The organism is Marinibacterium profundimaris, from assembly GCF_002210095.1.
GTDB lineage: Bacteria > Pseudomonadota > Alphaproteobacteria > Rhodobacterales > Rhodobacteraceae > Marinibacterium > Marinibacterium profundimaris.
The window spans coordinates 86,339-108,788 of sequence record NZ_AQQR01000013.1 but is presented as its reverse complement, the minus strand read 5'-3'; the positions used below and the strand labels follow the sequence as shown (position 1 = coordinate 108,788).

The window sequence follows — 22,450 nt, the reverse complement described above, 5'->3', positions numbered from 1 at the left end:
GCAGACTGCAAATCATAGCTTATGTCAGTGTCCGAAATTTGGGAGGTAGCTCATGGGAACGTCGGGAAGGTCTGGTAACCGGCCTGTGGTGATAGAAGGATGCAGCGAACCATTCCTCAGAAACGGGTTCTCAGACGCTTGCTCTGCCCGCCTCCTGCAGGATGACCTCAACCGCAGCCTCGATATCCTCGACCGTCAGCGCCCTGTCGCTCTGGCAAAAACTCTCGTCTCCATCCCGGTACTTCCCGGTCTTAACGAGGACCCCCATGCCAAGCCCGGCCTTGAACCCGCCCGCCACATCGCTCTCGGCATCGTCACCGACCATGGCAACCTGCACCGGATCGCAGCCCAGGCCGGCCACACCGGCAAGGAAAAAGGCAGCCGAAGGCTTCCCCATCAAAAGGGCCTCGCTGCCGCTGGCATGCTCCAGCGCGCGGACGAAGGCGCCGGCATCCAGGCTCAGCTCTCCATCGTCGTCGCGAAAGACCCGGTTCGCCGCGAGGGCGATGAACGGCGCTCCACGGTCAATCTCCCTGAAGGCCGTGTTCAACCGGTCGTAGGTGAAGCAGGGACCGGCATCTCCGACCACGACCGCTGTCGGGCCCGCGCCAGGACAGCCGGCAAAATCCTCCTCGAGGTCGGGGTGGATCAGGAGATGGGGCGAACGGCTGTTCTCTTCGAGCCAGGAGCAGGCAGCAGCGGCAGGCGTCATGACCTCTTCCGGCTCCACGTCGATCCCGAAAGAGCGCAGCTTTTCCACGATCCGCCGTTTGGGCTGACGCGTCGAGTTGGTGAGAAAGCGGATCCGGAGACCGGCATCGCGGAGCCGGGTCACAGCCCCGGGCGCGCCCGGGATGACCTCGCCTCCCTGGTACAACACGCCTCCGATGTCGAGAAGGACACCGCGGATCAAGGCAGATTTTCCATTCGTTTCAGTCACCTGCGATTGCCTTCGGTTATCGCTCTTGACGCCCCCAGTCCCATGAAATATCTCTCTGCCCTGCGACGCGGGCGTCGTATACTGGCTATTACCTCAGCCTTCCAAGCTGATGAAGCGGGTTCGATTCCCGCCGCCCGCTCCAGGAAACCTCCCACGTTATCAATTCACGTCCTGCGGTCTTCGGCCTGGCGCAACTATGCTGCAAGGCCTGCGCCTGGGCCGGGGCAAGGCCATGTCGCCGCTCAGGAAATGGGCATCCTTCCCGTCCCCGGCCTCTGTCCCCCCGAAACAGGCTTGGCGCAGCGGCGTTGCGGTCGTCCCATCGGCACGACCATTGCAACGAAAGGACACCCCATGTGCAAGGCCTGCGATTACACCATCCACGGCGCGCAGCACCATTTCGGATGGGACAATTCGATCGCCCCGGTCGAGACCGTCGCGCCGGGCTCCACCATCCTCTTCCATTGCAAGGACAGCTCGGCCGGCCAGCTTGGCCCCGCCTCCACCGCAGGCGACGTGAAGACGCTGGACTTTGGCAAGATCAACCCGGTCTCGGGGCCCATCTACGTCGACGGAGCCGAACCCGGCGACGTGCTGAAGATCACGCTGGACAGCTTCGCGCCGCGCACCGAAGGCGGCAAGGGCTGGGGGTGGACGGCGAATATCCCGGGCTTCGGGCTGCTGGCGGACCAGTTCACCGAAGCCGCACTGAACATCTGGACCTATGATGCCGACAGCCTTGAGCCCGCGCTTTGGGGCAGCACCGGTAAGGTCGCGCTGAAGCCCTTTGCGGGCACGGTCGGTGTCGCCCCGGCCGAGCCCGGGCCGCATTCCATCGTCCCGCCGCGCCGGGTGGGCGGGAACCTGGACATCCGGGACCTGGCGGCTGGGGCAGAGCTGTACCTGCCGGTCGAGGTGGCGGGCGCGCTGTTCAGCGTGGGCGACACCCATGCGGCGCAGGGCGATGGCGAGGTCTGCGGCACCGCGATCGAAAGCCCGATGGACGTCGTCCTGACGTTGGACCTGGTGAAGGGCGAGCCCCTGAAGATGCCGCGCTTTACCACGCCGGGGCCGGTCACGCGGCACCTGGACGCCAGGGGATACGAGGTGACGACGGGCGTGGGCCCGGACCTGATGACGGGCGCGCGGGACGCGGTGGCGGGGATGATCGACCTGCTGACCGCGCGGCACGGGATGACCCCGGTCGAGGCCTACATGCTGGTCTCGACCTGCGGAGACCTCCGGATATCCGAGATCGTGGATGCGCCGAACTGGGTGGTGTCGTTCTACTTCCCGCGCTCGGTGTTCGAATAGGGGGCCGCTCACCCTGCCCTCGGGCCGGATGAAGCAGAGCCATCCGCGATCGCGAGCAGGCCGGCAAGTGAAGAGGGCCGGCGGGAGCCCCCTGCCCCACGCCCGTTCCCGCGGGTCCTAGTCAGGCGCGTACCAGATCGGCGAGGTATAGGCCCGTTCTGTGACCGTCATGGGCACCTCGGGCGCGAAATCCGACTCTTCGAAATAGGCCGCGTCGTAGGCGGTCCAGCGGGGGGTCGGGATCTCGATCACGCGGGCATAGTAGAAGGCCTTGAGCGCAGGATCGAACTCCGGATCCTGCCAGACGGCGATCAGTTCCGGCGCGCCGATCGTGTTGGTCCAGGTCGCGCCGGCCACGTCCACCGTGTCGCCCACCGGCGGCACCTTGCCCTCGGCATCCGGCGCCCGGTCGCCGGACCAGGCCACGTCAAAGATCTTCTCGCGCAAATCACCGTCGGCATCGACCCAGCCCTTCACGATCTGGATCCGGTCCAGGTTGCCCGAGATCGGGTCCTTCAGCGCCGCCACGAGGAAGCTTGGCGCGCTGCTGCCGTCGGACGCGGGAGGAAGGTCGCCGCCCATCGGCACGCCCTTTCCATAGCCGACCACGGCGGGATCGCGGCGCTGCGCATCCTCCGGCGCGAAGTCCCAGCCGCCGAAGAACCGCACGAAGATCCGCGAGCCGGTGGTGCCATAGACCTCCTTGCGCTTCATCGCGTCCCAGATCGCCGCGCGGGTGTTCTCGGTCGCCCAGACCGCCGTGAGGCCCGAGGCGCCAAGCTGCCAGTCCTTCACGGTGCGCCCCTCGAAATCAAAGGCATTGCCGGTCGACCGCTCCGGCCCCGGCTCGCTGGCGGGGAACTTGCCGAAGAAGTTGTTCTCCTCGGCCGAGGAGATCCCGGTGTGATCGTCGGTGGACCCCAGCAGGCCGAACTTGAACGGGTTGGCGCCCAGCTCGTCCTCCAGCTTGAGCCCCCGCTTCAGCGCCTCGCGGGCGTACTCGAAGGGGATCATCCCCGGCTCCTTGGGCACCACGTTCAGGTTGCCCTTGTCCCAGATCTCGAAATCCGCGAACTCGTCCGCCGGGGCGAGCGACGGGTGCTGTTCAGACGTGCCCTTGGACTGGGTGACCTCGTAAAGCGGCTCCCACCGGGCGCGGCGCGCAGCCCAATCGGCGTCGATCGGCAGGCCGTCCGGGGTCTCGGTCGCGAACATCAGCCCGTTGGAGAGGTTGCCGTTGTGCGGCACCGCCAGCAGGCGGCCGCCGGTCTTTTCCTCGTAGGCCTCCATCCAGTCCCACAGCTCGCGCGGAAGCTCGGTGTCGAAGGTGGTCAGCGGGCGCACCTGGTCGGCCTCGGCCTTGTTGCCGCGATAGATGACGTTGCGGTGCAGGTTGTTGCCGCCGCCATAGTTCGACGTCCATTCATAGCCGATCAGCGCGGTGAAGACGCCCGGGTCGTCATGGCCCTCGACGATCTCGGTCATCTTCTGCCACATGTCCATCTGGGTGGTAGGATCGGTCATCGCGGGCGGCAGGTCTCCCTGCCCCTGCAGCGTGATCATCTCCATCACCACGGCCATCGCTGCATCGCCGCCTTCCCGCCTGCCGTCGTGCCAGCCCTTCAGGACCGGGTCCGACATCAGGGCCGGATCCCCCTCGTAGACGCTGGCCACGACGCCGAGCGCATCGGAATGGTCGGCCACGACCATCCAGTCATAGGGCCGCGAGAGTTTGACCGGCTGGCCGGTGCTCGACGTGATCTCGTCCCCCTTGGCATAGCGCAGGGCATCGTCCGGACCGACCCGCGTGCCGCCGCCAAAGGCATCCGGCGACCACGAGGTATGCAGGTGCTGTTCGCCCCAGAGCGGCAGTGCGGGAAAGGCGCGGCCGGCGTAGGGCGAATAGGCCGGCTGGCCGAAGAACCGTTCGATCCGCGCCGGGTCGATGGTTCCGGCATCTGTGGTGACCGCGGCCTGCTGCGCGGCGGCGGGCGTGGCAAGAACAGCCGCGCCCGCGAACAGGGTCAAGCGAAGGGAAAAGGTCATGTGGCACCTGCGTTCTGGAACACGTGGTGCAGTCTACCATGATTTGCGCGTTTCGTCCGAATTTCGGACCTGCGCAACCTCTGGCCCGGGCGGGCGATCCCTGCGGCGGCCTGTCAGCCGCCGCACCGGGCGTCGTCTCAGCCGCGCAATTCGCCGCCGGTGGCCTTGGTCACCTTCTCGACGATCTTCTTCGACACCGCCTCGATATCGGCATCGGTCAGCGTCTTCTCGGTCGGCTGAAGCCGCACGGCGATGGCCAGGGATTTCTTGCCCTCGCCCAGCGAGCCGCCGATGAATTCGTCGAAGACCCGCACGTCCGAGATCAGCGCCTTGTCGGCGCCCTGTGCCGCGTTGACCAGCGTCAGCGCCTCGACCTCGGCATCGACGACGAAGGCGAAATCGCGCTCCACCGCCTGCAGGTCGTGCAGGGCCAGCGCCGAGCGCGTGGCGCCGGACTTGCGCGGCGCCGGGATCGCGTCGGGCCAGAGGGTGAAGGCCATGGCCGGGCCCTTGATGTCCATCGCGGTCAGCACCTTGGGGTGCAGTTCGCCGAAGATGCCCAGCACCTTCTTGGGGCCGAGGCAGATCTTGCCGTGACGGCCCGGGTGCCACCAGTCCTGCGCGCCGCGCAGGATCTGGACCTTGGCCGGCGCGCCAAGGGCGGCCAGCACCGCCTCGGCATCCGCCTTGACGTCATAGACATCCACGGCGCGCGCCGCGCCATGCACATCCCTGGGCCCGGTGCGGCCGATCAGCAGGCCGGTCACCAGGTTGTGCTGCTCGCCCGGCTCGCCGCCGTGAAAGGCCGGGCCGCATTCGAACAGCGCCAGATCCATGAACCCGCGCGCCTGGTTGCGCGCCGCGGCCTGCAGCAGGCCGGGCAGCAGCGCCGGACGCATGTGCGACATGTCGGACGAGATCGGGTTTTCCAGCATCGTCTCTTCGGTGCCGCCGCCGAACAGCGCGGCCGAGGCCTGATCGATGAAGGAATAGGTGACGCATTCGTTGTAGCCAAGCGCCGCCACCTGGCGCCGCGCAATGCCCATGCGCTTCTGTGCATCGGTCAGAACCGGTTTTGGCACGCCGGGATCCAGCCGCGGCAGAGGCTTGCCCTGCAACCCGGTCAGCGAGGCGATCCGCGCGACCTCTTCGACCAGGTCGGCCGAGCCCTGCACATCCGGGCGCCAGCTGGGCACATGGGCCATGTCGCCCTCCAGCCGGAAGCCGAGCGCCGTCAGCGTCTCGCGCTGGGTCTCGGGTGCGATCTCCATGCCGACAAGGCTTTGCACCCGGTCGGTGTCCAGCTTGTAGGCGCGGGCATGGTCCGGCACGGCGCCCGCGATCACGACCTCGGACGGCTCGCCCCCGCAGAGGTCGAGGATCATCGCCGTCGCGGCCTCCAGCCCCGGTTCGGTGAATTCGGGATCCACGCCGCGCTCGAAACGATAGCGCGCGTCGGAATTGATCTTCAGCGCGCGGCCGGTCATCGCGATCTGGACGACATCCCAGAAGGCACTTTCCAGGAAGACATTGGTAGTCTCGTCGGTCACGCCGGTCGGATCGCCGCCCATGATGCCGCCGATGCTTTCCGGCCCTTCGTCATCCGAGATCACCATCATGCCCGGCTCGAAGGTATATTCCTTCTCGTCCAGCGCCTGCAGCGTCTCTCCACCCCTGGCGCGATGCACCCGCAGGTTGCCCTTGACCTTGTCGGCATCGAAGACATGCAGGGGGCGGTTCTGGTCGAAGGTGAAGAAATTGGTGATGTCCACCAGCGCCGAGATCGGGCGCAGGCCGATCGCCTTCAGACGGTCCTGCAGCCATTGCGGGCTGGGTCCGTTCCGGACACCGCGAATGACGCGGCCGGTGAACAGCGGACAACCGTCCAGCGTATCCTCGTCGATGCTCACCTTGACCGGGCTCTCGTAGGTGCCCGCCACCGGGTCCACCGGCTTGTCGATCAGCCGGCCCAGCCCCCGCGCGGCCAGGTCGCGGGCGATGCCGCGCACGCCCAGCGCGTCGGCGCGGTTGGGGGTGATGGCGATCTCGATCACCGGGTCGACCTTGGCGGGCTGATGTTCGGCCAGCCAGTCGGTGAAGCTTTGGCCGACCTCGCCCGACGGCAGCTCGATGATGCCGTCGTGTTCCTCGGAGAGCTCCATCTCGCGCTCGGAACACATCATGCCGAAGCTTTCGATCCCGCGGATCTTGCCGACGCCGATTGTGGTGTCGATGCCGGGGACATAGGTGCCGGGCTTGGCCACGACCACGGTGATCCCGGCCCGCGCATTGGGCGCGCCGCAGATGATCTGGGTCACGCCCTCGTCCGTCTCCACCTGGCAGACATTTAGGCGATCGGCATCGGGATGCTTCTCGGCCGCCTTGACGAAGCCGAGGGTAAAGTCCTTGAGCGCGTCGGCGGGATTGGTGACGCCCTCGACCTCCAGACCGAGGTCGGTCAGGGTGTAGAGGATCTCGTCCAGGCTCGCCTCGGTCTCGAGGTGATCCTTCAGCCAGGAAAGCGTGAATTTCATGTGTCTGCGCCCAAGGTCAACGGGAGTTCCGGGCGGGGTTTAACGGAAGGGCGCCCGGGGGGAAAGGGGGCGTGGCAGGCCGGGCCCGATATGACCTTCGGGCAGGGCCGCCGGACAGCACCGCCCGCGCCCGCGAGCCGGCCTGCCAGGGCCGGCGAGCATGGCCCTGCCCCTCAGCTCCTGAACCGCTCCGCGAGGTCCTCCTCGTCCCCCATGGCCGCCAGCTTCAGCTCGCGCACCAGCCGCAGCGTCGGCTTGGCGGCGAAGAAGAACGAGCCCACGATGAAGCACCAGGTCCCCGTCATCGTCCATTCCTCGGACAGGAACATGAACGAGCCGATGACGAAGAGGGTCGCCGCGGCGAAGTCGATGATCGTGTAGGCGATCTCGAACCAGGCATAGATCCGTCGCTGGTCATGTGTGCCGTGGCGATGGTCGGTCTGAAAAAGCATGTCGGGCCTCGAAATCCTGTCCTGTTCCTGTCACTGGCAGGGTCGGCGCTGGTCGCGCCTGCGTCAAGGACCGGCGGTCCGTGGCAGGGCCGGGGCCGGGAAAACACCTGTGCCGGCGCGTGTTTCGGGCGGTGCGGGGGCTCTGCCCCCGTCCTCCTGCGGAGGTATTTGGGCCAAGAAGAAGCAGGGGCGTCGCGACATGTCCCACGCGTGGGACATCGGGGCGCCTGTTGGATTTCAAGGAGTTGCGGGCGCGTATTTACAAAGTGTTCACCTTTGCCCGCGCAAGGGGAGGGTCATTCCGGGACGGTGTTGGGCGTGCCTTCGGCGCCGGCAAAGACCGCGAGCAGGCGCATCGGCGCGTCCCCTGTGTTTTCGCCGTTGTGGCGCGATCCCAGGGCTTCGACCAGGGCATCGCCCGTGCGATAGGTCTTCGTGCCGTGGGGGCCGTAATCGACCGTGATCTCGCCTTCGAGGATATAGGCGAAGAGCGGCGCGTCGTGGTCATGCCAGCCGGTCTTCTGACCCGGCTGCATCGTCACGATCGCCGCGGTAATCTGCGCCTGGCCCCCGGGGTAGGCGATCGGCTGACCCAGGATCGTCGTCGTGGTCTGCAGCAGGACGTCGAGCGGCGGATAGCTGTCGTCGGCCGCGGCGGCGCCCGTCCAGAGGACTGCCAGGGCCGCGGCCGCGCGGATCACCGGGACAGCCCGCCGTGCAGGGTCGGCGTGTCGAGCGCCGAGAAGCCGTAGTGCCGCAGCCAGCGCAGATCCGAATCGAAGAAGGCGCGCAGGTCGGGGATGCCGTATTTCAGCATCGCGATCCGGTCGATCCCCATGCCGAAGGCGAAGCCCTGGTAGACCTCGGGGTCGATGCCGCCAGCGGCGATCACCTTGGGATGCACCATGCCCGAGCCCAGCACCTCCATCCAGCCGTCGCCTTCACCGATGCGCAGCTGGCCGTCGACCCAGGAACACTGGATGTCGACCTCGGCCGAGGGTTCGGTGAAGGGGAAATGCGACGCGCGGAACCGGGTCTTGATGCCGTCGATCTCGAAATAGGCCGAGAAGAATTCCTCGAGCACCCATTTCAGGTTGGCCATCGAGATATCGCGGTCCAGCGCAAGCCCTTCGACCTGGTGGAACATCGGCGTATGGGTCTGATCGTAATCGGCGCGATAGACGCCGCCCGGACAGATGATGCGCAGCGGCGCGCCCATCTCTTCCATCGTGCGGATCTGCACCGGCGAGGTATGGGTGCGCAGCACATGCGGCGGGCGGTTGTCGCCGTCCTTGCGGTGCATGTAGAACGTATCCATCTCGGCCCGGGCCGGGTGGTGCGAGGGGATGTTCAGCGCGTCGAAATTGTACCAGTCGGTGTCGATCCGCGGGCCTTCGGCCACGGCAAAGCCCATCTCGGCGAAGATCGCCGTGACCTCTTCGGTCACCTGGGAAATCGGATGCAGCGTGCCCTGCCGCGCGGGCCGCGACGGCAGCGTCACGTCCAGCCATTCGGTGCGCAGCCGCTCTTCGAGCGCGGCATCGGCCAGCGACGCCTTGCGCGCGGCCAGCGCCGAGTTGATCTCGTCCTTCAGGGCGTTCAGCTGCGGCCCGGCCACCTGCCGTTCCTCGGGCGTCATCTTGCCCAGCTCGCGCATTTTCAGCGCGACTTCGCCCTTCTTGCCGACAGCCGCCAGGCGGATCGCTTCCAGAGACGCTTCATCCGCCGCATCGGCAATCTGGCCGAGGTATTTGCCCTTGAGATCGTCCATGTCGGTCCCGTTCCTTCGCTGTCGCGCCGACCTATCCCAGAGCGGGCCTTGATGGCAAGGGCCGGGGTGCGCATGGACAGGGCCGGCGCCGCTGCCTAGGCTTCGACGCGGGACCTTGCAGAGGGGGGGAGCGGGATGAATGGCCTGGACGTGGCGCTGACGCAGGCGGTCGAACGGGGCGACGTGCCCCATGCGGTGGCCATGACCGGCACCGCCCGTGGCATCACCTGGAGCGGCGCTGCCGGCGGCACCGGGGCGGGATCGGTCTTTCGCATCTATTCCATGACCAAGGCGATCGGCGCGCTGGCCGCGATGATCCTGATCGACCGCGGGCAGCTGAGCCTTGACACCCCCGTGGCAGAGGTGCTGCCCGAATGGGACAGCCTGCCCCTGCTGACCGGCTGGGAGGGTGAGACGCCGATCCTGTCGAGGCCCCGCAACAGGGCCACGATCCGGCACCTGGCGACCCATCGCGCCGGAGTGGAATACGACATGTGGAACGCCGACGTGCGCGCCTATGCCAAACACGCCGGTGTGCCCCGGGCCGGCACCGGCCGGCTGAGCGCGCTGGCCGGTCATCCGCTGACCTTCGAGCCGGGCACGCGCTGGGGCTACGGTATATCCTCGGACTGGCTTGGCCGCCTGGTGGAGCGCGTGGACGGCCGCCGCATCGACCGGTTCTGCGCCGAGGAGATCCTTGAGCCGCTGGGCATGGGCGACACCGTCTTCGAGATCGAGGGACGCGCGCACCGGCTTGCCCCGGTCTTTCGCCGCACCGCCGATGGCGGGTTCGAGGCGCTGGAGCTTGCACCGCCGTCGGAGCCGGAATTCTACGGGATGGGGCATGCGCTGTATTCCACGGCGCCCGATTACATGCGGTTCCTGCGGATGATCCTGAACGGCGGGGAGCTGGACGGGTCGCGCGTGCTGTCGCCACAGGCGGTCGAGACGTTCTGCGCCGACCAGATGGAGGGGGTGACGGTGCAGAAGATGCACAGCGTCATGCCGTGGATGACGGCGGACGTGGATCTGTTCCCCGGCCTGCCCGCGACGCATTCGGTCGGCTTCATGCGGGTCGAGGCGGATGTGCCCGGCAAACGTTCCGCGGGCAGCCTGGGCTGGGCGGGGATCTGCAACACGCATTACTGGATCGATCCTGCGCGCGGGATCGCGGCGGTCTTCATGACCCAGCTACTGCCCTTCGTCGAGCCCGGCGCCTGGCGGGCCTATGACGGCTTTGAACGCGCGGTCTACGCCGCGATCTAGGCGCGGGGGCGCGTCCCTGCGGCCGCCAAACGCGAAAGGGGCACGCAGGCGGTCGGCCTGCATGCCCCTTGAATGGTGTCTGTTCCCGGGACTGCGCGCCCCGGGATCCCGGCAGTGCCGGATCAGGCGGGCAGCGCGCCCTTCGCCTGGTCGACGATGGCGTTGAACGCCTCGGGCTCGTGCACGGCCAGGTCGGCCAGGACCTTGCGGTCCACCTCGATGCCGGCCAGCGTCAGGCCGTTGATGAAGCGCGAGTAGGTCAGGCCTTCATCATGGGCACGCACGGCGGCGTTGATCCGCTGGATCCACAGCGCGCGGAAGTTGCGCTTGCGGTTCTTGCGGTCGCGGGTTGCATACTGGTTGGCCTTGTCGACGGCCTGGGTTGCGGTCTTGAAGTTCGACTTGCGGCGGCCGTAGTAGCCTTTCGCAGCCTTGATGACCTTCTTGTGACGGGCGTGGGTGACGGTACCACTTTTGACGCGGGACATGTTCTAAGCCTCCTTCGATCAGCGGTCGTAGGGCATGTAGCCCTTGACGATCTTGGCGTCGGGGGCAGACAGGGTTGTCATGCCGCGCGCGTCGCGGATGAATTTCTTGTGGCGCTTGATCATGCCGTGGCGCTTACCCGCCTGGCCTGCCAGCACCTTGCCGGTGCCGGTCACCTTGAAGCGCTTCTTGGCGCTCGACTTGGTCTTCATCTTGGGCATTTCGGTCTCCTCGAAACGTTGGGTCCGTTACACGCGACTCGGCATGCCGCTTTGGCCGGCCGCGCAGACGAGAGGCGCCCTTTACAGGCGTCGCGCGGGGCTGGCAAGCCCTGGCGCGCGGAATTGCGGGATTTCGCGACAGGTAACGCCGCGGTCAGCGTCCCGGCACGGCCGGCCCGGCGAAGCGGGCGGCCGGCCGGCCACGTGTCAGGTGATCACGCGGGCGATCACGTCGATAAACGCATTGGGCACGTCCGGCCAGCTGAAGCCCCCGGGCAATGTGGTCACCGCCCGATAGATCAGGTAGGCGCCGCCGGCGGCCATCACCACCGGCAGTTTCGGCACGCGCCGGTCGACCAGCGCGGCCAGGACACCCGGAATGGCCAAGCCGGCCAGCAGGATGCCGATCACAAGCGAAAGATCAGGGTCCATCACATCTCCTCGTCTTCGGAAACGGTGTTCAACCCGGGTCCATATAATAAATCATGCGCTCGTCACAGGGGGCGACGCGCAGGATGTTCGTCGTGCCGGCCACGTTGAAGGGCACACCGGCGGTGACCACGATCTGGTCCGATTCCGTGGCATATCCCGTCTGGATCGCGGCGCGCACCGCGTTGACCACGGCCATCTTGAAGCGGGTCAGCTGCTCGGTCATGACCGGGGTCGTGCCCCAGGTCAGCGCCAGCTGCCGCGCGGTGGATTGCATGTTGGTCATCGCGATGATCGGCACGGTGGGCCGTTCGCGCGCCGTCAGCAGGGCGGTGGTGCCCGACTGGGTATAGGCGACGATCGCCTTGACGTCCGTCGTCTCGGCGATCTCGCGCGCGGCGGCGACGATGCCGTCGGCCACGCCATGCTCGCGCCCCTCGCGCGAGGCGGCGATGATCTTCATGTAATTCGGGTCGGCCTCGACCTCGCGGGCGACGTTGTCCATCGTCGTGACCGCCTGCACCGGGTACTGACCGGCCGCCGATTCGGCCGACAGCATCACCGCGTCGGCGCCCTCGTAGATCGCGGTCGCCACGTCCGAAACCTCGGCCCGGGTGGGCATCGGGCTTTCGATCATGCTTTCCAGCATCTGGGTGGCGATGACGACAGGCTTTGCCGCGGCGCGGCACTTGCGCACCAGGCGCTTCTGGATCGGCGGCACGGCATGGACGGGCAGTTCCACGCCCAGGTCGCCGCGCGCCACCATGATGCCGTCGCAGACCGCGAGGATCTCGTCGAAGTTCTCGACCGCGGCGGGTTTCTCGACCTTGACCATGATGTTGGCGCGCACGCCGACCAGGCCACGGGCCTCCTGCACGTCCTCGGGGCGCTGCACGAAGGACAGCGCCAGCCAGTCGACGCCCAGCTGGCAGGCGAATTCCAGGTCCTTGCGGTCCTTGCGGGTCAGCGCGGCCAGCGGCAGGATCACGTCCGGCACGTTCACGCCCTTGCGGTCGGAAATCGTGCCGCCGGCGATCACGGTGCAATTGGCATAATCGTCGCCGCAGGAATCGACCCGCAGGCGGATCTTGCCGTCGTTGACCAGCAGGCGGGCGCCGGGCTCCAGCGCGGCAAAGATCTCGGGGTGCGGCAGGTTGACCCGGTTGATGTCACCGGGCGTGTCACCATCGAGATCCAGCCGGAATTCCGCGCCTTCCTCCAGGTCTTCGGAACCGTTCGCAAAAGTACCCACGCGCAGCTTCGGCCCCTGCAGGTCGGCGAGGATCGCGATCGTGCTCTCCAGGTCCTCCTCGACCTGGCGGATGATCGCATGGCGTGCCTTGATATCCTCATGGGTGCCGTGGCTCATGTTCAGCCGGAAGACATCCGCGCCCGCCTCGTGCAGCTTGCGTATGGTGTCGTAGTCGTTGGAGGCAGGCCCCAACGTCGCAACGACTTTCACTCTACGATTTCGGATCATGCGCCTACTGCTCCCCGTTCAGGCCTGTTACCGCAAACGAGGGTCTAGACGGTTTCCACAGCAATTTCCATCCCCAAGCAATTGGCCTACACAAATGATCGAACAAGTGACAGGCACATGACATATACACCGTTTTTCCGGCTGGGCGGGGCCCGGCTCTCGCGCTGGCGCATCACCTGCGACCATGCCAGCAACGTGGTTCCGCCGTCGGTCTGCGGCGGCGACCTTGGCCTGCCCGAAACCGACATGGCCCGGCACATCGCCTATGACGTCGGCGCCTGGGGCGTCAGCCAGATCCTGGGAGAGCGCCTGGACGCGCCGGTGGCGGGCGCCAACTTCTCGCGGCTGGTGATCGACCCGAACCGGGGCGAGGACGATCCGACGCTGCTGATGAAGCTCTACGACGGTACGATCATCCCCGCCAACCGCCATGCCGACGCCGTCGAACGCGAACGGCGCCTGGCCGAATTCTACCGCCCCTACGACCGCGTCCTGGCCGAGATGATGGCCCCCGATGACGCCGTCCTGCTCTCCATCCACAGCTTCACTCGCCAGTTGCGCGGCCGCCCGCCCCGCCCGTGGCACATCGGCGTGCTGCATGCCGGCGTAAATCCCCTGGCCGAGGCGCTGCTGAACGAGCTCCGTGCCGAGGGCGACCTGATCGTGGGCGAAAACGAGCCCTACGGCGGGCATCTGCCCGGCGACGCCATCGACCGCCACGCCCTGGCCCGCGGCCGCGCCAATGTGCTGATCGAGCTGCGCAATGACCTGATCGCCGATCACGCCGGCCAGCGCGCCTGGGCAACCCGCCTGGCCCCACTGCTGGAGCGGGCGCTGGAGACCTGCGGCCACTGAAAGCCGACAGCGCCGGCCCGGCGGCACCTGCACCCCGGCCAGGACAAGCCCCCGCCGCCTCAAGGGCGCGCCGCCCCCTCTTCATCTTTGCAGAAATACCTCCCGCCGGAGGCTCCGGCCGTCAGGCCGGATAATCCGACACCATCAGGCGCCACGCCGGCTCGTCTTCCTCCACCGTCGGAAACCGCCCGATCGGCGCCTCGAAGATGTTGTCCGTCTCGTCGTCGTTCACGGTCGAGACCTCGCAGATCAGGCAGGGCGCCTTCTCCGCCCAGAAGGCGTGCCACGTCGTGGGCTCCAGCGTGACCGAGGCCCCCGGCGCCAGGCGCAGATGCCCGCCCGCCTCCATCGTCACCAGCACCCCGTCCGAGCGCACCTCCACCGGCGCCTCGCGGTCGATCGACCCGTCGGGCGCGGCCGTGAACAGCTCCAGCACCAGGTCACCGCCGCCGCGGTTGATGATATCCTCGGTCTTCAGGTCGTGCCGGTGCATGGGCGAAATCTGGTCCACGCCCGAGATCATCGCCTTCTCGGCATAAAGCATCCCCCGCCCCGCGGCCATCTGGCCGAGATCGCCGTTGCGCGTGGTGAACAGCACCAGGCCCAGCTCCTCGAACTTGCCCAGCCCGTAATCGGTGATGTCCCAGCCCAGCCGCCTCTCGCGGATCTGGTCGCCGTCGGGGCCGAGGATACGTTCGGGCGTCCAGTCGGCGAAGGGTGGCAGGTAGTGGCCGAAGCCGCGGATGAAGGACTCGGACCGTTTCAGGATCTCGTTGACGTCGGATCGTTGCATCTCGGGGCTCCGCCAGTCTCAGGTTTGGGGCAGTATCAGGTTTCGGTCAGGTTCAGCTCGCTCGCCCAGGGCGGGTTCGGCCCGGCGCGCGACACGGTCACCGCGGCGGCGCGGGTGCCAAGCGACAGGGCCTCGGCAAGCTCGATCTCGGATAGCTCCGAAAGCCCCTGCTTGTCGAGCCGCCCGACCCGGCGCAGCCCCGACAGCAGCCCCGCGTTGAACGTATCCCCCGCGCCCACCGTGTCGGCCACCTGCGCCTCGGGGCTCGCCACCTCGACCGACAGGCCCGAGGCGGTGACCGCCACCGCGCCCTCGGCCCCGCGCGTCATGACGATCATGCGGGGCCCGAGCTCCAGCAGCCGGGCAAAGATCTCGTCCAGGCTGCCATCATCGGGCAGGAGCCAGGCCAGGTCCTCGTCCGAAACCTTCAGCACATCCGTCACCGCCAGCATCGCGGCAAGGCGGGCGCGGTAGGCCATGGGCTCGGTCACGAAATCGGGGCGGATGTTGACGTCGAGCATGACCAGCGCCCGGTCGGCATGGTGGCGGCAGTAATCCGCGAGGCTGTCGGCCACCGGCGGGTTGATCAGGCTGATGCCGCCGAAGACCATGGCCGTCGTGCCGGCGGGCGGGTCCGGCATGTCCGCGACCTCGATGTCGCGCAGGGCCGAGCCTTCGTCGCGGAACTCATAGGTGGCCTGCCCGTCGACCAGCGTGACCACGGCCAGCGTGGTCGGCCGGTCCGAGCGCACCGAGGGCGCGAAATCCACGTGGCTGGCCGCGCCGTGCTCTTCGATCAGGCGGCCGTATTCGTCCGAGGACAGGCCGGTGAGCATCGCCACCTCCTCGCCCAGACGCCCCAGGGCCACGGCGGTGTTCAGCACCGCGCCGCCCACGTGGGGCACGCGGGTGCGGGCTTCGGGGATGAGGTCGATCAGGGCTTCGCCGCAACAGAGGATCATGGGAGCGTGTCCGTATAGGTGATGTCCGGATCCAGTAGCGCGGCGGCCACGCGCGCGCCATTGGGGATGTCGTTGTCCATCGCCTTGGCCCGGGCGGCCTGCTCCGGCAGACCATGGCCCAGCCAGCGGGCGATCAGGCGCTGTTCCAGCACCTCCGGATCAACGGGCAGGTAGACGGAAAGATCCCAGCGCGCGGCCAGCTCGCGCCAGCCGGGCGCGTCGAGCAGCAGGTAATTGCCCTCGACCACCACCGTGTCGCATTCCGCCGGCACGACGCCGGACTGGGCGATGGCGATCTCGCGCGTGCGGTCAAAGGTGGGGTGAAAGACCTCTCCGCCGGTCGCCAGATCGGCGATGAAGCGGGCAAAACCGCGCTGGTCGAAGGTCTCGGGCGCGCCCTTGCGGGGCAGGAGGCCGCGCGGTTCGAGAAGGGTGTCGTCGAGGTGGAAGCCGTCCATCGGCACCACGGCGCCGCCCAGCGCATCCGCCAGGCGGGGGGCGAGGGTGGATTTGCCGCTGGCCGGCGGGCCGGCCAGGGCGATCAGCCGCCGGGCGCCGCGCGCGGGCACGGCGCAGGCGGCGACCAGCGCATCGAAGTCGGACAGTCTGCGGCTCATGCGGGCTGCATCGCCTCCGGCGGGGTATCGGCCCCGGTCATGTAGGCGACGGCATCGGACATCGAATGGTCCTTGGGGTCGATCACGCACAGCCGCTTGCCCAGCCGGTGGACATGGATCCGGTCGGCGACTTCGAAGACATGGGGCATGTTGTGGCTGATCAGGATGATCGGGATGCCCCGGGATCTCACGTCGAGGATCAGCTCCAGCACCCGGCGGCTTTCCTTCACGCCCAGCGCGGCGGTGGGCTCGTCAAGGATGATGACGCGGGATCCGAAGGCCGCCGCGCGGGCCACGGCCACGCCCTGGCGCTGGCCGCCCGACAGCGTTTCCACCGCCTGGTTGATGTTCTGGATCGTCATCAGCCCGAGGTCCGACAGCTTCTCGCGCGCGATCCTTTCCATCTTCGGGCGATCCAGCTGCCGCAGGAGAGAGCCGCGCCAGCCGGGGCGGCGCAGCTCGCGGCCCATGAACATGTTGTCCGTGATCGACAGCGCCGGGGACATTGCCAGCGTCTGGTAGACCGTCTCGATCCCGTGCTCGCGCGCCTGGATGGGCGAGGTGAAGCGCACCGGCTTGCCTTCGAGCCAGATCTCGCCGCCGTCCGGGACGACAGCGCCCGAGATCGCCTTGATCAGGGTGGACTTGCCGGCGCCGTTGTCGCCGATCACGGCGAGGATCTCGCCCGGCATCAGGTCGAAGTCGCAATGGTCGAGCGCTGTGACCCGGCCATAGCGTTTGACGAGGCCACGCGCCTTGAGGATGGGGTCGGTCATGTCGCTTCGCTCCTTTCCGACAGGGCTTCGGGGGCGGTTCCGGGGGCGGGCGGCTGCGCCGCCGAGGCATCGCTGACGCGATGGGGTATCGGTGGCGGCTTCGCCGCGGGGCTGGAGAAAGGTGTCATGCCGACACCTTCCGGATCCACTGGTCCACCGCCACGGCACCGATGATCAGCACGCCGATCAGCAGGAAGGTCCATTGCGGGTTGGCCCCGGCCATGCGCAGGCCCAGTTCGAACACGCCGACGATCAGCGCGCCGAAGAAGGCGCCGAGGATCGAGCCGCGCCCGCCGAAGAGGGATATCCCGCCGATCACCACGGCGGTGATCGCCTGGATGTTGCCGATCACCCCGGTGGTCGCCGAGGGCGAGACCGAGCCGAAGCGGCCGATCATCACCCAGCCGGCCAGCGCGCAGATGAAGCCCACCAGCATGTAGACCGACATCAGCGTGCGGTGGACGCTGACGCCCGCCAGCTCGGCCGCTTCGGGGTCGTCGCCGACGGCATAGACGTGGCGCCCCCAGGCGGTGGCGCGCAGGGCATAGGCCAGCGCCCCCACCAGCACGACCATGGCGATCACCCCCAGGGTCAGCCGCGCGCCGCCCACGTCGAAGGTGGTGCCAAGGAACTGCAGGAATGGCGCCTGCTCTTCGATTTCCTGGGCGCGGATGGTTTCATTCGCGGAATACAGGTAGTTGGCCGCCAGCACGATCTGCCACATGCCCAGCGTCACGATGAAGGGCGGCAGCTTGACCTTGCTGACCAGCCAGCCGTTGATCCCGCCGATCAGCGTGCCCACGGTCAGGCCCAGCACCACGGCGATGAAGGGCGGCAGGCCGTAGTCGAAGGTGATCTTGCCCATCACCACCGAACACAGCACCGCAATCGCGCCGACGCTCAGGTCGATGCCCGCCGTCAGGATGATCAGCGACTGCGCCGCCGCCAGAACGCCCACGATCTGCACCTGCTGCAGGATCAGCGTCAGCGCGAAGGGCGAGAAGAATTTCGATCCCAGCACCAGCCCGAAGATCACGATCGCCGCGACAAGGACGATCAGCGGCACCAGCGCCGGCGTTGTATGAAGTAGATGGTGGAAGCGGCCGAACAGCCCCTTCTCGTGCTCGTCGAACGAGGCCACGTCGGACGAGGCGCGCGAGACCGCGTCCTCGTAATTCTCGGTCTTCGACATCACTGCCTCCCCTGCACCGCGTCGATGTCGGCCAGTCTATCATGGAACGGGAAGGACAGGGGCGGTCCGCGCCGCCCCTGCCCCGGGTCATCGGGACAACTCAGCCCCAGCAGAGCTCCATGCCCTTGTCGGTGTCGATCGATGTGACGCCCTCGGCCGGCTGGTCCGTCACAAGCGCGACGCCGGTGTCGAAGAAGGCCTTGCCCTCGGTCGCCTCGGGTTTCACGCCGTCCTTGGCCCATGCGGCGATCGCCTCGATCCCCTTGGAGGCCATCAGCAGCGGGTATTGCTGCGAGGTGGCGCCGATCACGCCTTCCTTGATGTTCTCTACCCCCGGGCAGCCGCCATCGACCGAAACGATCAGCACGTCGTTCTCGCGGCCCATGGCCTTGAGCGCCTCGTAGGCGCCGGCGGCGGCGGGTTCGTTGATCGTGTAGACGACGTTGATGGTGGGATCCTTGGCAAGCAGGTTCTCCATCGCCTTGCGGCCGCCTTCCTGGTTGCCGGCGGTGACGTCGTTGCCGACGATGCGCGGATCGTCCTCGTCGCCCCATTTGTCGGGGTCCTTCACGTCGATGCCGAAACCGGTCAGGAAGCCCTGGTCGCGCAGGACGCCCACGGTCGGCTGGCTGATGCCCAGGTCCAGCATGGCGATCCGCGCATCCGCCGCATCATCGCCCAGCGTGGCGGCGGCCCACTGGCCGATCAGCTCGCCGGCAAGGAAATTGTCGGTGGCAAAGGTCATGTCCGCGGCCTCGATGGGATCCAGCGGCGTGTCGAGCGCGATCACCAGGATGCCGGCGTCGCGCGCCTGTTCGACCACCGGCACGATGGACGAGGTATCGGAGGCGGTCAGCAGGATCCCCTTGGCCCCGTTGGCGATGCAGGTCTCGATCGCGGCCACCTGGGTTTCATGGTCGCCGTCGATCTTGCCGGCGTAGCTCGACAATTCGATCCCCAGCTCCTCGGCCTTGGCCGTGGCCCCTTCGCGCATCTTGACGAAGAACGGGTTGGTGTCGGTCTTGGTGATCAGGCAGGCCGAGACCGGCTCGTGCCCGGCTGCCATCGCGGCACCGGCGCTGGCCAGAAGGGCACAGGCGGTTCCCATCAGCAGTTTCTTCATGATGTCCTCCCAGACGTGATATCGACGCAGGGGCGCCTCCTCCGGCCCCATCTGCGCTGCGCCTCAGGAAAGGCGATTCCCCCGGCCCTGTCAATTAATAACTAAACTTGATTTATTAAAGCGGGAGCGGCACACTTGCCCCCAGGTGTGCGGGCGACAGTATCATGAGTGAAATTCGAAGACTGACCAGCGGGATCAACCAGAGGGGCGTTCGGGCCTACAACGAACGGCTGATCCTGACGATGCTGCAGCGGGGCGGGCCGACACCGGGCCGGGACCTGGCGCGGCAGTCGGGGCTGTCGCCGCAGACCGTATCGGTGATCCTGCGCAAGCTGCAGAACGACGACCTGGTCCTGCGGGGCGCGCCGCAGCGGGGCAAGGTGGGCAAACCTTCGGTCCCGGTGGCGCTGAACCCGGACGGGCTGTATTCGATCGGGCTGAAGATCGGGCGGCGCAGCGCGACCCTGACGCTGATGGATTTCACCGGCGTGGTGCGGTCGCATTACCGGCTGACCTATGCCTACCCGATGCCCGGCACGGTCTTCGGCTTCCTGCGCGAGGGGGTGGAGAAGGCCTTTGCCAGCCTGCCGCCCGAGGGCCGCGCGCGGATCTGCGGGATCGGCATCGCGGCGCCCTTCGAGCTGTGGAATTGGCGCGACCTGGTGGGCGCCCCGGCGAAGGATTTCGACGCCTGGAAATCCGTGGATATCCGCGCCGAGGTACGCAGCTTCAGCGACATTCCGGCCTATGTCGTCAACGACGCCACCGCCGCCTGCCGGGCCGAGCTGATCTATGGGCAGGGCAAGCATTACCGGGACTACGCCTATTTCTTCCTGGGCGCCTTCATCGGCGGCGGGATCGTGATGAATCACCTGGTGGTCGAAGGGCAGTTCGGCAATGCCGGCGCCCTGGGCTCGCTGCCCCTGCCCGGACCGGATGGCCGGACGGTGCAGCTGATCGACGTGGCCTCGATCCGCAACCTGGAGGCGCGGCTGGTCGAGGGCGGGCTGAACGCCCGGGCCCTGTGGGAGATGCCGCAAAGCTGGTCCGCGCTGGAAACCCACGTGGGCCCCTGGGTGGCGCAGACCGGCAAGGCCATGGCACAGGCCTGCCTGGCCACCTGTTCGGTGATCGACTTCGAGGCGGTGCTGATCGACGGCGCGATGCCGGAAGAGATCCGCAAGCGGCTGGTCGAGACCACGCGCGCGGAGATGAAGACGCTGGACGCCCGCGGGCTGATCCTGCCCAGGATCGAGGAAGGCCGGATCGGCGCCGATGCGCGCGCCATCGGGGCCGCCTGCAGCCCGATGATCGCCGAGTTCCTGCTGGACGAATTCTCGGGGCTGTTCCGCGGCGACCGGGGGGCGTAAGCCGCCTCGGGTCCTGAACGAGAACCGCACGAGAACCGTGTGAGCGACCGGGCCCCTGACCACCGCCATCGGGCGTGAACCGATGGCGCGCCGATGTCCCCGGAGGTATCCGGGCAAGGATGAAGAAAGCGGCAGCCTCTTCGGGGTCACGTGACCAGGAGGACGCGGGCCTGGCGCGGTGACGCGCCCCGCCCGTTTACTTGGTCAGGATCAGCTTGCCGGCCTTGGTGATGCGCAGGCGATAGACCTGATCGCCAAGGACGATCTCGGCCAGGTTGCCGCCGGCGGTCAGCGCCATGGCGTCGTGTTTCGGCAGAACCGGGATAGAGCTTTCAGCGTCGTTCTGGGTCATGGTTGTCCGTACATTCATGTCGCTTCGCGCCCCCGCGCTTCCATTCGTTCGTTGATCCATTCCATGCCGTGGAACAGGAGCAGCCAGCTTTCCCGCAGCACCGCCCGAACCTTTGTCGCGAGACACCGGCAGCGTTTCACCCTGGCCGAAGTGCCTGTATCGCATCGGTTCTCTCCACGTCTCTGGATTGGCTGCCCCGGTTTCGTGGAAGGGGGTGGCTATGGAGATAAACATTACTTTTTTAATCGGATATTACAAGCCGAGTTTTTTTGTCGGGTAAATGAGGCGCCTGAACGCCGGTAAACACGGCGCAGGACGCGCCCCGGCGACGCCCGTGGCGGTGTTCAGGCAGGCGGCGAGCCCGGTCAGGTTCTGGCAGGGCCGGCCGGACCCGATTCGGGCCCGGGGGACGGGATCAGGAGACGGGTGTCAGCCCAGCGCGTCGTTGGCGGCGCACAGGCCGGCCAGCGTCATCGCCTCGGCATCGGTGCGATCGCCGATCGCGGCCTGGGCCTTCAGCGCGCGCTGATAGGCGCCGGCCAGCTCGGGCGCGCCGATGAAGGCCAGCTGCTGACCCAGCCAGTAGGATTTCGACCCGGCCAGCTCTGCCCCGATCAGCAGACCGGAAAGCCGCGCCCGGGCCGCCGCCGGGGCCATGTCGTTCAGCAGCCCCTCGGCCCGGATGCCGAAGAGGTCGCTGGTCAGGAACTGGGGCCGCTGCAACCCGTCGGCCACGCCGGCGTCGAAGGCCTCTTCGTCCCAGCCGTCGCCGTCCAGCCCGTGGCGCAGCACCGACTGGCCCGACAGCAGAGCGAAGAGTTCGCCGGTCATGAAGCTGCGGAAGCTCACGATCTCGCCCGCGCTGATCTGGACCCACTTGGTGTGGGTGCCCGGCAGGCAGATCACACCGTCGAAGCCGGGCTGTTGCGCGAGGAAGCCTGCGACCTGTGTTTCCTCGCCCCGCATCACGTCGGCGGGACGCTGTTGCGACACGCCGGGCAGGATGAAGACCTTCAGCCGGTCGTCCTTGACCGGGGCTTCGACCGCGTGGGCGCCCATGGGCGGTTTGCAGGGGGCCACGGCATATCCGGCGTCGACCCAGCCCTGTTTCGCGCCGACCATGCCGCAGGCGACGACGCGGGTCGGCCCCTCGATCCACTCGCCTGCGACCTCGAGCAGGGCGGTTTCGAACCCCGCCGGTGTCAGCGCGCCCATGCCCATGTCGGATTGCGCGGCCTGCAGCACGCTGCCATCCGCGCCCATTGCCCAGGCGCGCAAACGCGACGTGCCCCAATCCACTGCGATCCAGTCGGTCATGCCCTGCCCTCTCGTTGCCGTTACGGACTTGTCACCGTGGCGGCGGGCCGGGTCAACCTTTGACGCAGGCCCCGGGTCACGCGGGCGGGATCGGGCAAGCTGTGAATGCGCTGGTGGCGCGAATCGGGTCAGGCGCAGGGGCGGGATCGGATCG

At 67.5% G+C, this 22,450-nt stretch carries 22 protein-coding genes and 1 tRNA gene; 5 read left to right on the top strand and 18 right to left on the bottom strand.

Annotated elements, in window-relative coordinates; genetic code table 11:
* Window positions 1–130 precede the first annotated feature (130 nt).
* On the bottom strand, window positions 131–940 hold the full coding sequence (locus ATO3_RS21465) for a TIGR01458 family HAD-type hydrolase (RefSeq protein WP_269845424.1): 810 nt from the start codon (window positions 938–940) through the stop codon (window positions 131–133).
* 67 nt (window positions 941–1,007) lie between these two features.
* On the opposite strand from ATO3_RS21465, the gene ATO3_RS21460 reads away from it, so the two are divergent.
* Both ATO3_RS21460 and ATO3_RS21455 read left to right on the top strand, forming a co-directional pair.
* Window positions 1,008–1,082, top strand: a tRNA-Gly gene (locus ATO3_RS21460).
* A gap of 212 nt (window positions 1,083–1,294) precedes the next feature.
* Window positions 1,295–2,254 carry an acetamidase/formamidase family protein gene (locus ATO3_RS21455; RefSeq protein ID WP_088651956.1) on the top strand — a complete coding sequence of 320 codons (960 nt, stop codon included), beginning with the start codon at window positions 1,295–1,297 and terminating at the stop codon, window positions 2,252–2,254.
* Window positions 2,255–2,371: 117 nt separating this feature from the next.
* On the opposite strand, the gene ATO3_RS21450 is transcribed toward ATO3_RS21455, so the two are convergent.
* The 5 genes from ATO3_RS21450 to pheS form a co-directional block, all read right to left on the bottom strand.
* Window positions 2,372–4,300 (bottom strand): DUF3604 domain-containing protein, encoded by a 1,929-nt coding sequence (locus ATO3_RS21450; protein ID WP_088651955.1) that lies wholly within the window; start codon window positions 4,298–4,300, stop codon window positions 2,372–2,374.
* Between the two features lie 137 nt (window positions 4,301–4,437).
* Window positions 4,438–6,834 (bottom strand): phenylalanine--tRNA ligase subunit beta, encoded by a 2,397-nt coding sequence (pheT, locus tag ATO3_RS21445; RefSeq protein ID WP_088651954.1) that lies wholly within the window; start codon window positions 6,832–6,834, stop codon window positions 4,438–4,440.
* Between the two features lie 173 nt (window positions 6,835–7,007).
* Complete coding sequence (locus tag ATO3_RS21440; RefSeq protein WP_088651953.1) at window positions 7,008–7,286, bottom strand: YrhK family protein; 279 nt, start codon at window positions 7,284–7,286, stop codon at window positions 7,008–7,010.
* Window positions 7,287–7,582: 296 nt separating this feature from the next.
* The gene (locus ATO3_RS21435) at window positions 7,583–7,987 is read right to left on the bottom strand and encodes a cupin domain-containing protein (RefSeq protein WP_088651952.1); all 405 of its coding nucleotides are present in this window, start codon (window positions 7,985–7,987) and stop codon (window positions 7,583–7,585) included.
* Complete coding sequence (pheS, locus tag ATO3_RS21430) at window positions 7,984–9,057, bottom strand: phenylalanine--tRNA ligase subunit alpha (protein WP_088651951.1); 1,074 nt, start codon at window positions 9,055–9,057, stop codon at window positions 7,984–7,986. The genes ATO3_RS21435 and pheS overlap by 4 nt, the downstream gene beginning before the upstream one ends.
* A 135-nt stretch (window positions 9,058–9,192) precedes the next feature.
* On the opposite strand from pheS, the gene ATO3_RS21425 reads away from it, so the two are divergent.
* Window positions 9,193–10,323: a serine hydrolase domain-containing protein gene (locus ATO3_RS21425; protein WP_088651950.1), complete on the top strand. Its 1,131-nt coding sequence runs from the start codon at window positions 9,193–9,195 to the stop codon at window positions 10,321–10,323.
* A 122-nt stretch (window positions 10,324–10,445) separates the two neighbouring features.
* Here the strand turns inward: ATO3_RS21425 and rplT are convergent, their stop codons facing one another.
* The 4 genes from rplT to pyk all read right to left on the bottom strand — a co-directional run bounded on the left by rplT (window position 10,446) and on the right by pyk (window position 12,939).
* Window positions 10,446–10,811, bottom strand: coding sequence for a 50S ribosomal protein L20 (rplT, locus tag ATO3_RS21420; RefSeq protein WP_088651949.1), 366 nt, complete (start codon window positions 10,809–10,811; stop codon window positions 10,446–10,448).
* Window positions 10,812–10,829: 18 nt separating this feature from the next.
* Entirely contained in the window at window positions 10,830–11,030 is a 201-nt protein-coding gene (gene rpmI / locus ATO3_RS21415) for a 50S ribosomal protein L35 (RefSeq protein ID WP_088651948.1), read from the bottom strand.
* Between the two features lie 207 nt (window positions 11,031–11,237).
* Complete coding sequence (locus ATO3_RS21410) at window positions 11,238–11,462, bottom strand: hypothetical protein (RefSeq protein WP_088651947.1); 225 nt, start codon at window positions 11,460–11,462, stop codon at window positions 11,238–11,240.
* Between the two features lie 28 nt (window positions 11,463–11,490).
* Window positions 11,491–12,939, bottom strand: coding sequence for a pyruvate kinase (gene pyk, locus ATO3_RS21405; protein ID WP_088651946.1), 1,449 nt, complete (start codon window positions 12,937–12,939; stop codon window positions 11,491–11,493).
* Window positions 12,940–13,056: 117 nt separating this feature from the next.
* Here pyk and ATO3_RS21400 point away from each other — a divergent pair, with 117 nt between their 5' ends.
* Window positions 13,057–13,794 (top strand): N-formylglutamate amidohydrolase, encoded by a 738-nt coding sequence (locus tag ATO3_RS21400; protein WP_088651945.1) that lies wholly within the window; start codon window positions 13,057–13,059, stop codon window positions 13,792–13,794.
* Window positions 13,795–13,915: 121 nt separating this feature from the next.
* On the opposite strand, the gene ATO3_RS21395 is transcribed toward ATO3_RS21400, so the two are convergent.
* From ATO3_RS21395 to ATO3_RS21370, 6 genes are all read right to left on the bottom strand, one after another.
* The gene (locus tag ATO3_RS21395; protein WP_088651944.1) at window positions 13,916–14,587 is read right to left on the bottom strand and encodes a D-lyxose/D-mannose family sugar isomerase; all 672 of its coding nucleotides are present in this window, start codon (window positions 14,585–14,587) and stop codon (window positions 13,916–13,918) included.
* Window positions 14,588–14,622: 35 nt separating this feature from the next.
* The gene (locus tag ATO3_RS21390; protein ID WP_088651943.1) at window positions 14,623–15,549 is read right to left on the bottom strand and encodes a carbohydrate kinase family protein; all 927 of its coding nucleotides are present in this window, start codon (window positions 15,547–15,549) and stop codon (window positions 14,623–14,625) included.
* Window positions 15,546–16,166, bottom strand: coding sequence for a nucleoside/nucleotide kinase family protein (locus ATO3_RS21385; RefSeq protein ID WP_088651942.1), 621 nt, complete (start codon window positions 16,164–16,166; stop codon window positions 15,546–15,548). Before ATO3_RS21385 ends, ATO3_RS21390 begins: the two co-directional genes overlap by 4 nt.
* Window positions 16,163–16,942 (bottom strand): ATP-binding cassette domain-containing protein, encoded by a 780-nt coding sequence (locus tag ATO3_RS21380; protein WP_088651941.1) that lies wholly within the window; start codon window positions 16,940–16,942, stop codon window positions 16,163–16,165. Before ATO3_RS21380 ends, ATO3_RS21385 begins: the two co-directional genes overlap by 4 nt.
* Before the next feature lie 124 nt (window positions 16,943–17,066).
* Window positions 17,067–18,134 (bottom strand): ABC transporter permease, encoded by a 1,068-nt coding sequence (locus ATO3_RS21375; RefSeq protein WP_088651940.1) that lies wholly within the window; start codon window positions 18,132–18,134, stop codon window positions 17,067–17,069.
* 100 nt (window positions 18,135–18,234) lie between these two features.
* Window positions 18,235–19,257 (bottom strand): sugar ABC transporter substrate-binding protein, encoded by a 1,023-nt coding sequence (locus ATO3_RS21370; protein WP_088651963.1) that lies wholly within the window; start codon window positions 19,255–19,257, stop codon window positions 18,235–18,237.
* Between the two features lie 164 nt (window positions 19,258–19,421).
* Between ATO3_RS21370 and ATO3_RS21365 the strand changes: the two genes are divergently transcribed.
* Window positions 19,422–20,627 carry an ROK family transcriptional regulator gene (locus ATO3_RS21365; RefSeq protein WP_088651939.1) on the top strand — a complete coding sequence of 402 codons (1,206 nt, stop codon included), beginning with the start codon at window positions 19,422–19,424 and terminating at the stop codon, window positions 20,625–20,627.
* 196 nt (window positions 20,628–20,823) lie between these two features.
* Here the strand turns inward: ATO3_RS21365 and hemP are convergent, their stop codons facing one another.
* Window positions 20,824–20,979: a hemin uptake protein HemP gene (gene hemP / locus ATO3_RS21360; RefSeq protein WP_233152247.1), complete on the bottom strand. Its 156-nt coding sequence runs from the start codon at window positions 20,977–20,979 to the stop codon at window positions 20,824–20,826.
* Between the two features lie 429 nt (window positions 20,980–21,408).
* Window positions 21,409–22,296 (bottom strand): 2-dehydro-3-deoxygalactonokinase, encoded by an 888-nt coding sequence (locus tag ATO3_RS21355; protein WP_088651937.1) that lies wholly within the window; start codon window positions 22,294–22,296, stop codon window positions 21,409–21,411.
* Window positions 22,297–22,450 lie beyond the last annotated feature (154 nt).

Coding starts and splice junctions, on each gene's coding strand:
- pyk (WP_088651946.1), bottom strand. CDS start 12,939: ATGATCCGAAATCGTAGAGTGAAAGTCGTTGCGACGTTGGGGCCTGCC.
- ATO3_RS21450 (WP_088651955.1), bottom strand. CDS start 4,300: ATGACCTTTTCCCTTCGCTTGACCCTGTTCGCGGGCGCGGCTGTTCTT.
- pheS (WP_088651951.1), bottom strand. CDS start 9,057: ATGGACGATCTCAAGGGCAAATACCTCGGCCAGATTGCCGATGCGGCG.
- ATO3_RS21440 (WP_088651953.1), bottom strand. CDS start 7,286: ATGCTTTTTCAGACCGACCATCGCCACGGCACACATGACCAGCGACGG.
- rpmI (WP_088651948.1), bottom strand. CDS start 11,030: ATGCCCAAGATGAAGACCAAGTCGAGCGCCAAGAAGCGCTTCAAGGTG.
- ATO3_RS21375 (WP_088651940.1), bottom strand. CDS start 18,134: ATGTCGAAGACCGAGAATTACGAGGACGCGGTCTCGCGCGCCTCGTCC.
- ATO3_RS21400 (WP_088651945.1), top strand. CDS start 13,057: ATGACATATACACCGTTTTTCCGGCTGGGCGGGGCCCGGCTCTCGCGC.
- ATO3_RS21395 (WP_088651944.1), bottom strand. CDS start 14,587: ATGCAACGATCCGACGTCAACGAGATCCTGAAACGGTCCGAGTCCTTC.
- ATO3_RS21385 (WP_088651942.1), bottom strand. CDS start 16,166: ATGAGCCGCAGACTGTCCGACTTCGATGCGCTGGTCGCCGCCTGCGCC.
- hemP (WP_233152247.1), bottom strand. CDS start 20,979: ATGACCCAGAACGACGCTGAAAGCTCTATCCCGGTTCTGCCGAAACAC.
- ATO3_RS21425 (WP_088651950.1), top strand. CDS start 9,193: ATGAATGGCCTGGACGTGGCGCTGACGCAGGCGGTCGAACGGGGCGAC.
- ATO3_RS21365 (WP_088651939.1), top strand. CDS start 19,422: ATGAGTGAAATTCGAAGACTGACCAGCGGGATCAACCAGAGGGGCGTT.
- ATO3_RS21380 (WP_088651941.1), bottom strand. CDS start 16,942: ATGACCGACCCCATCCTCAAGGCGCGTGGCCTCGTCAAACGCTATGGC.
- ATO3_RS21455 (WP_088651956.1), top strand. CDS start 1,295: ATGTGCAAGGCCTGCGATTACACCATCCACGGCGCGCAGCACCATTTC.
- rplT (WP_088651949.1), bottom strand. CDS start 10,811: ATGTCCCGCGTCAAAAGTGGTACCGTCACCCACGCCCGTCACAAGAAG.
- ATO3_RS21355 (WP_088651937.1), bottom strand. CDS start 22,296: ATGACCGACTGGATCGCAGTGGATTGGGGCACGTCGCGTTTGCGCGCC.
- pheT (WP_088651954.1), bottom strand. CDS start 6,834: ATGAAATTCACGCTTTCCTGGCTGAAGGATCACCTCGAGACCGAGGCG.
- ATO3_RS21390 (WP_088651943.1), bottom strand. CDS start 15,549: ATGATCCTCTGTTGCGGCGAAGCCCTGATCGACCTCATCCCCGAAGCC.
- ATO3_RS21410 (WP_088651947.1), bottom strand. CDS start 11,462: ATGGACCCTGATCTTTCGCTTGTGATCGGCATCCTGCTGGCCGGCTTG.
- ATO3_RS21370 (WP_088651963.1), bottom strand. CDS start 19,257: ATGAAGAAACTGCTGATGGGAACCGCCTGTGCCCTTCTGGCCAGCGCC.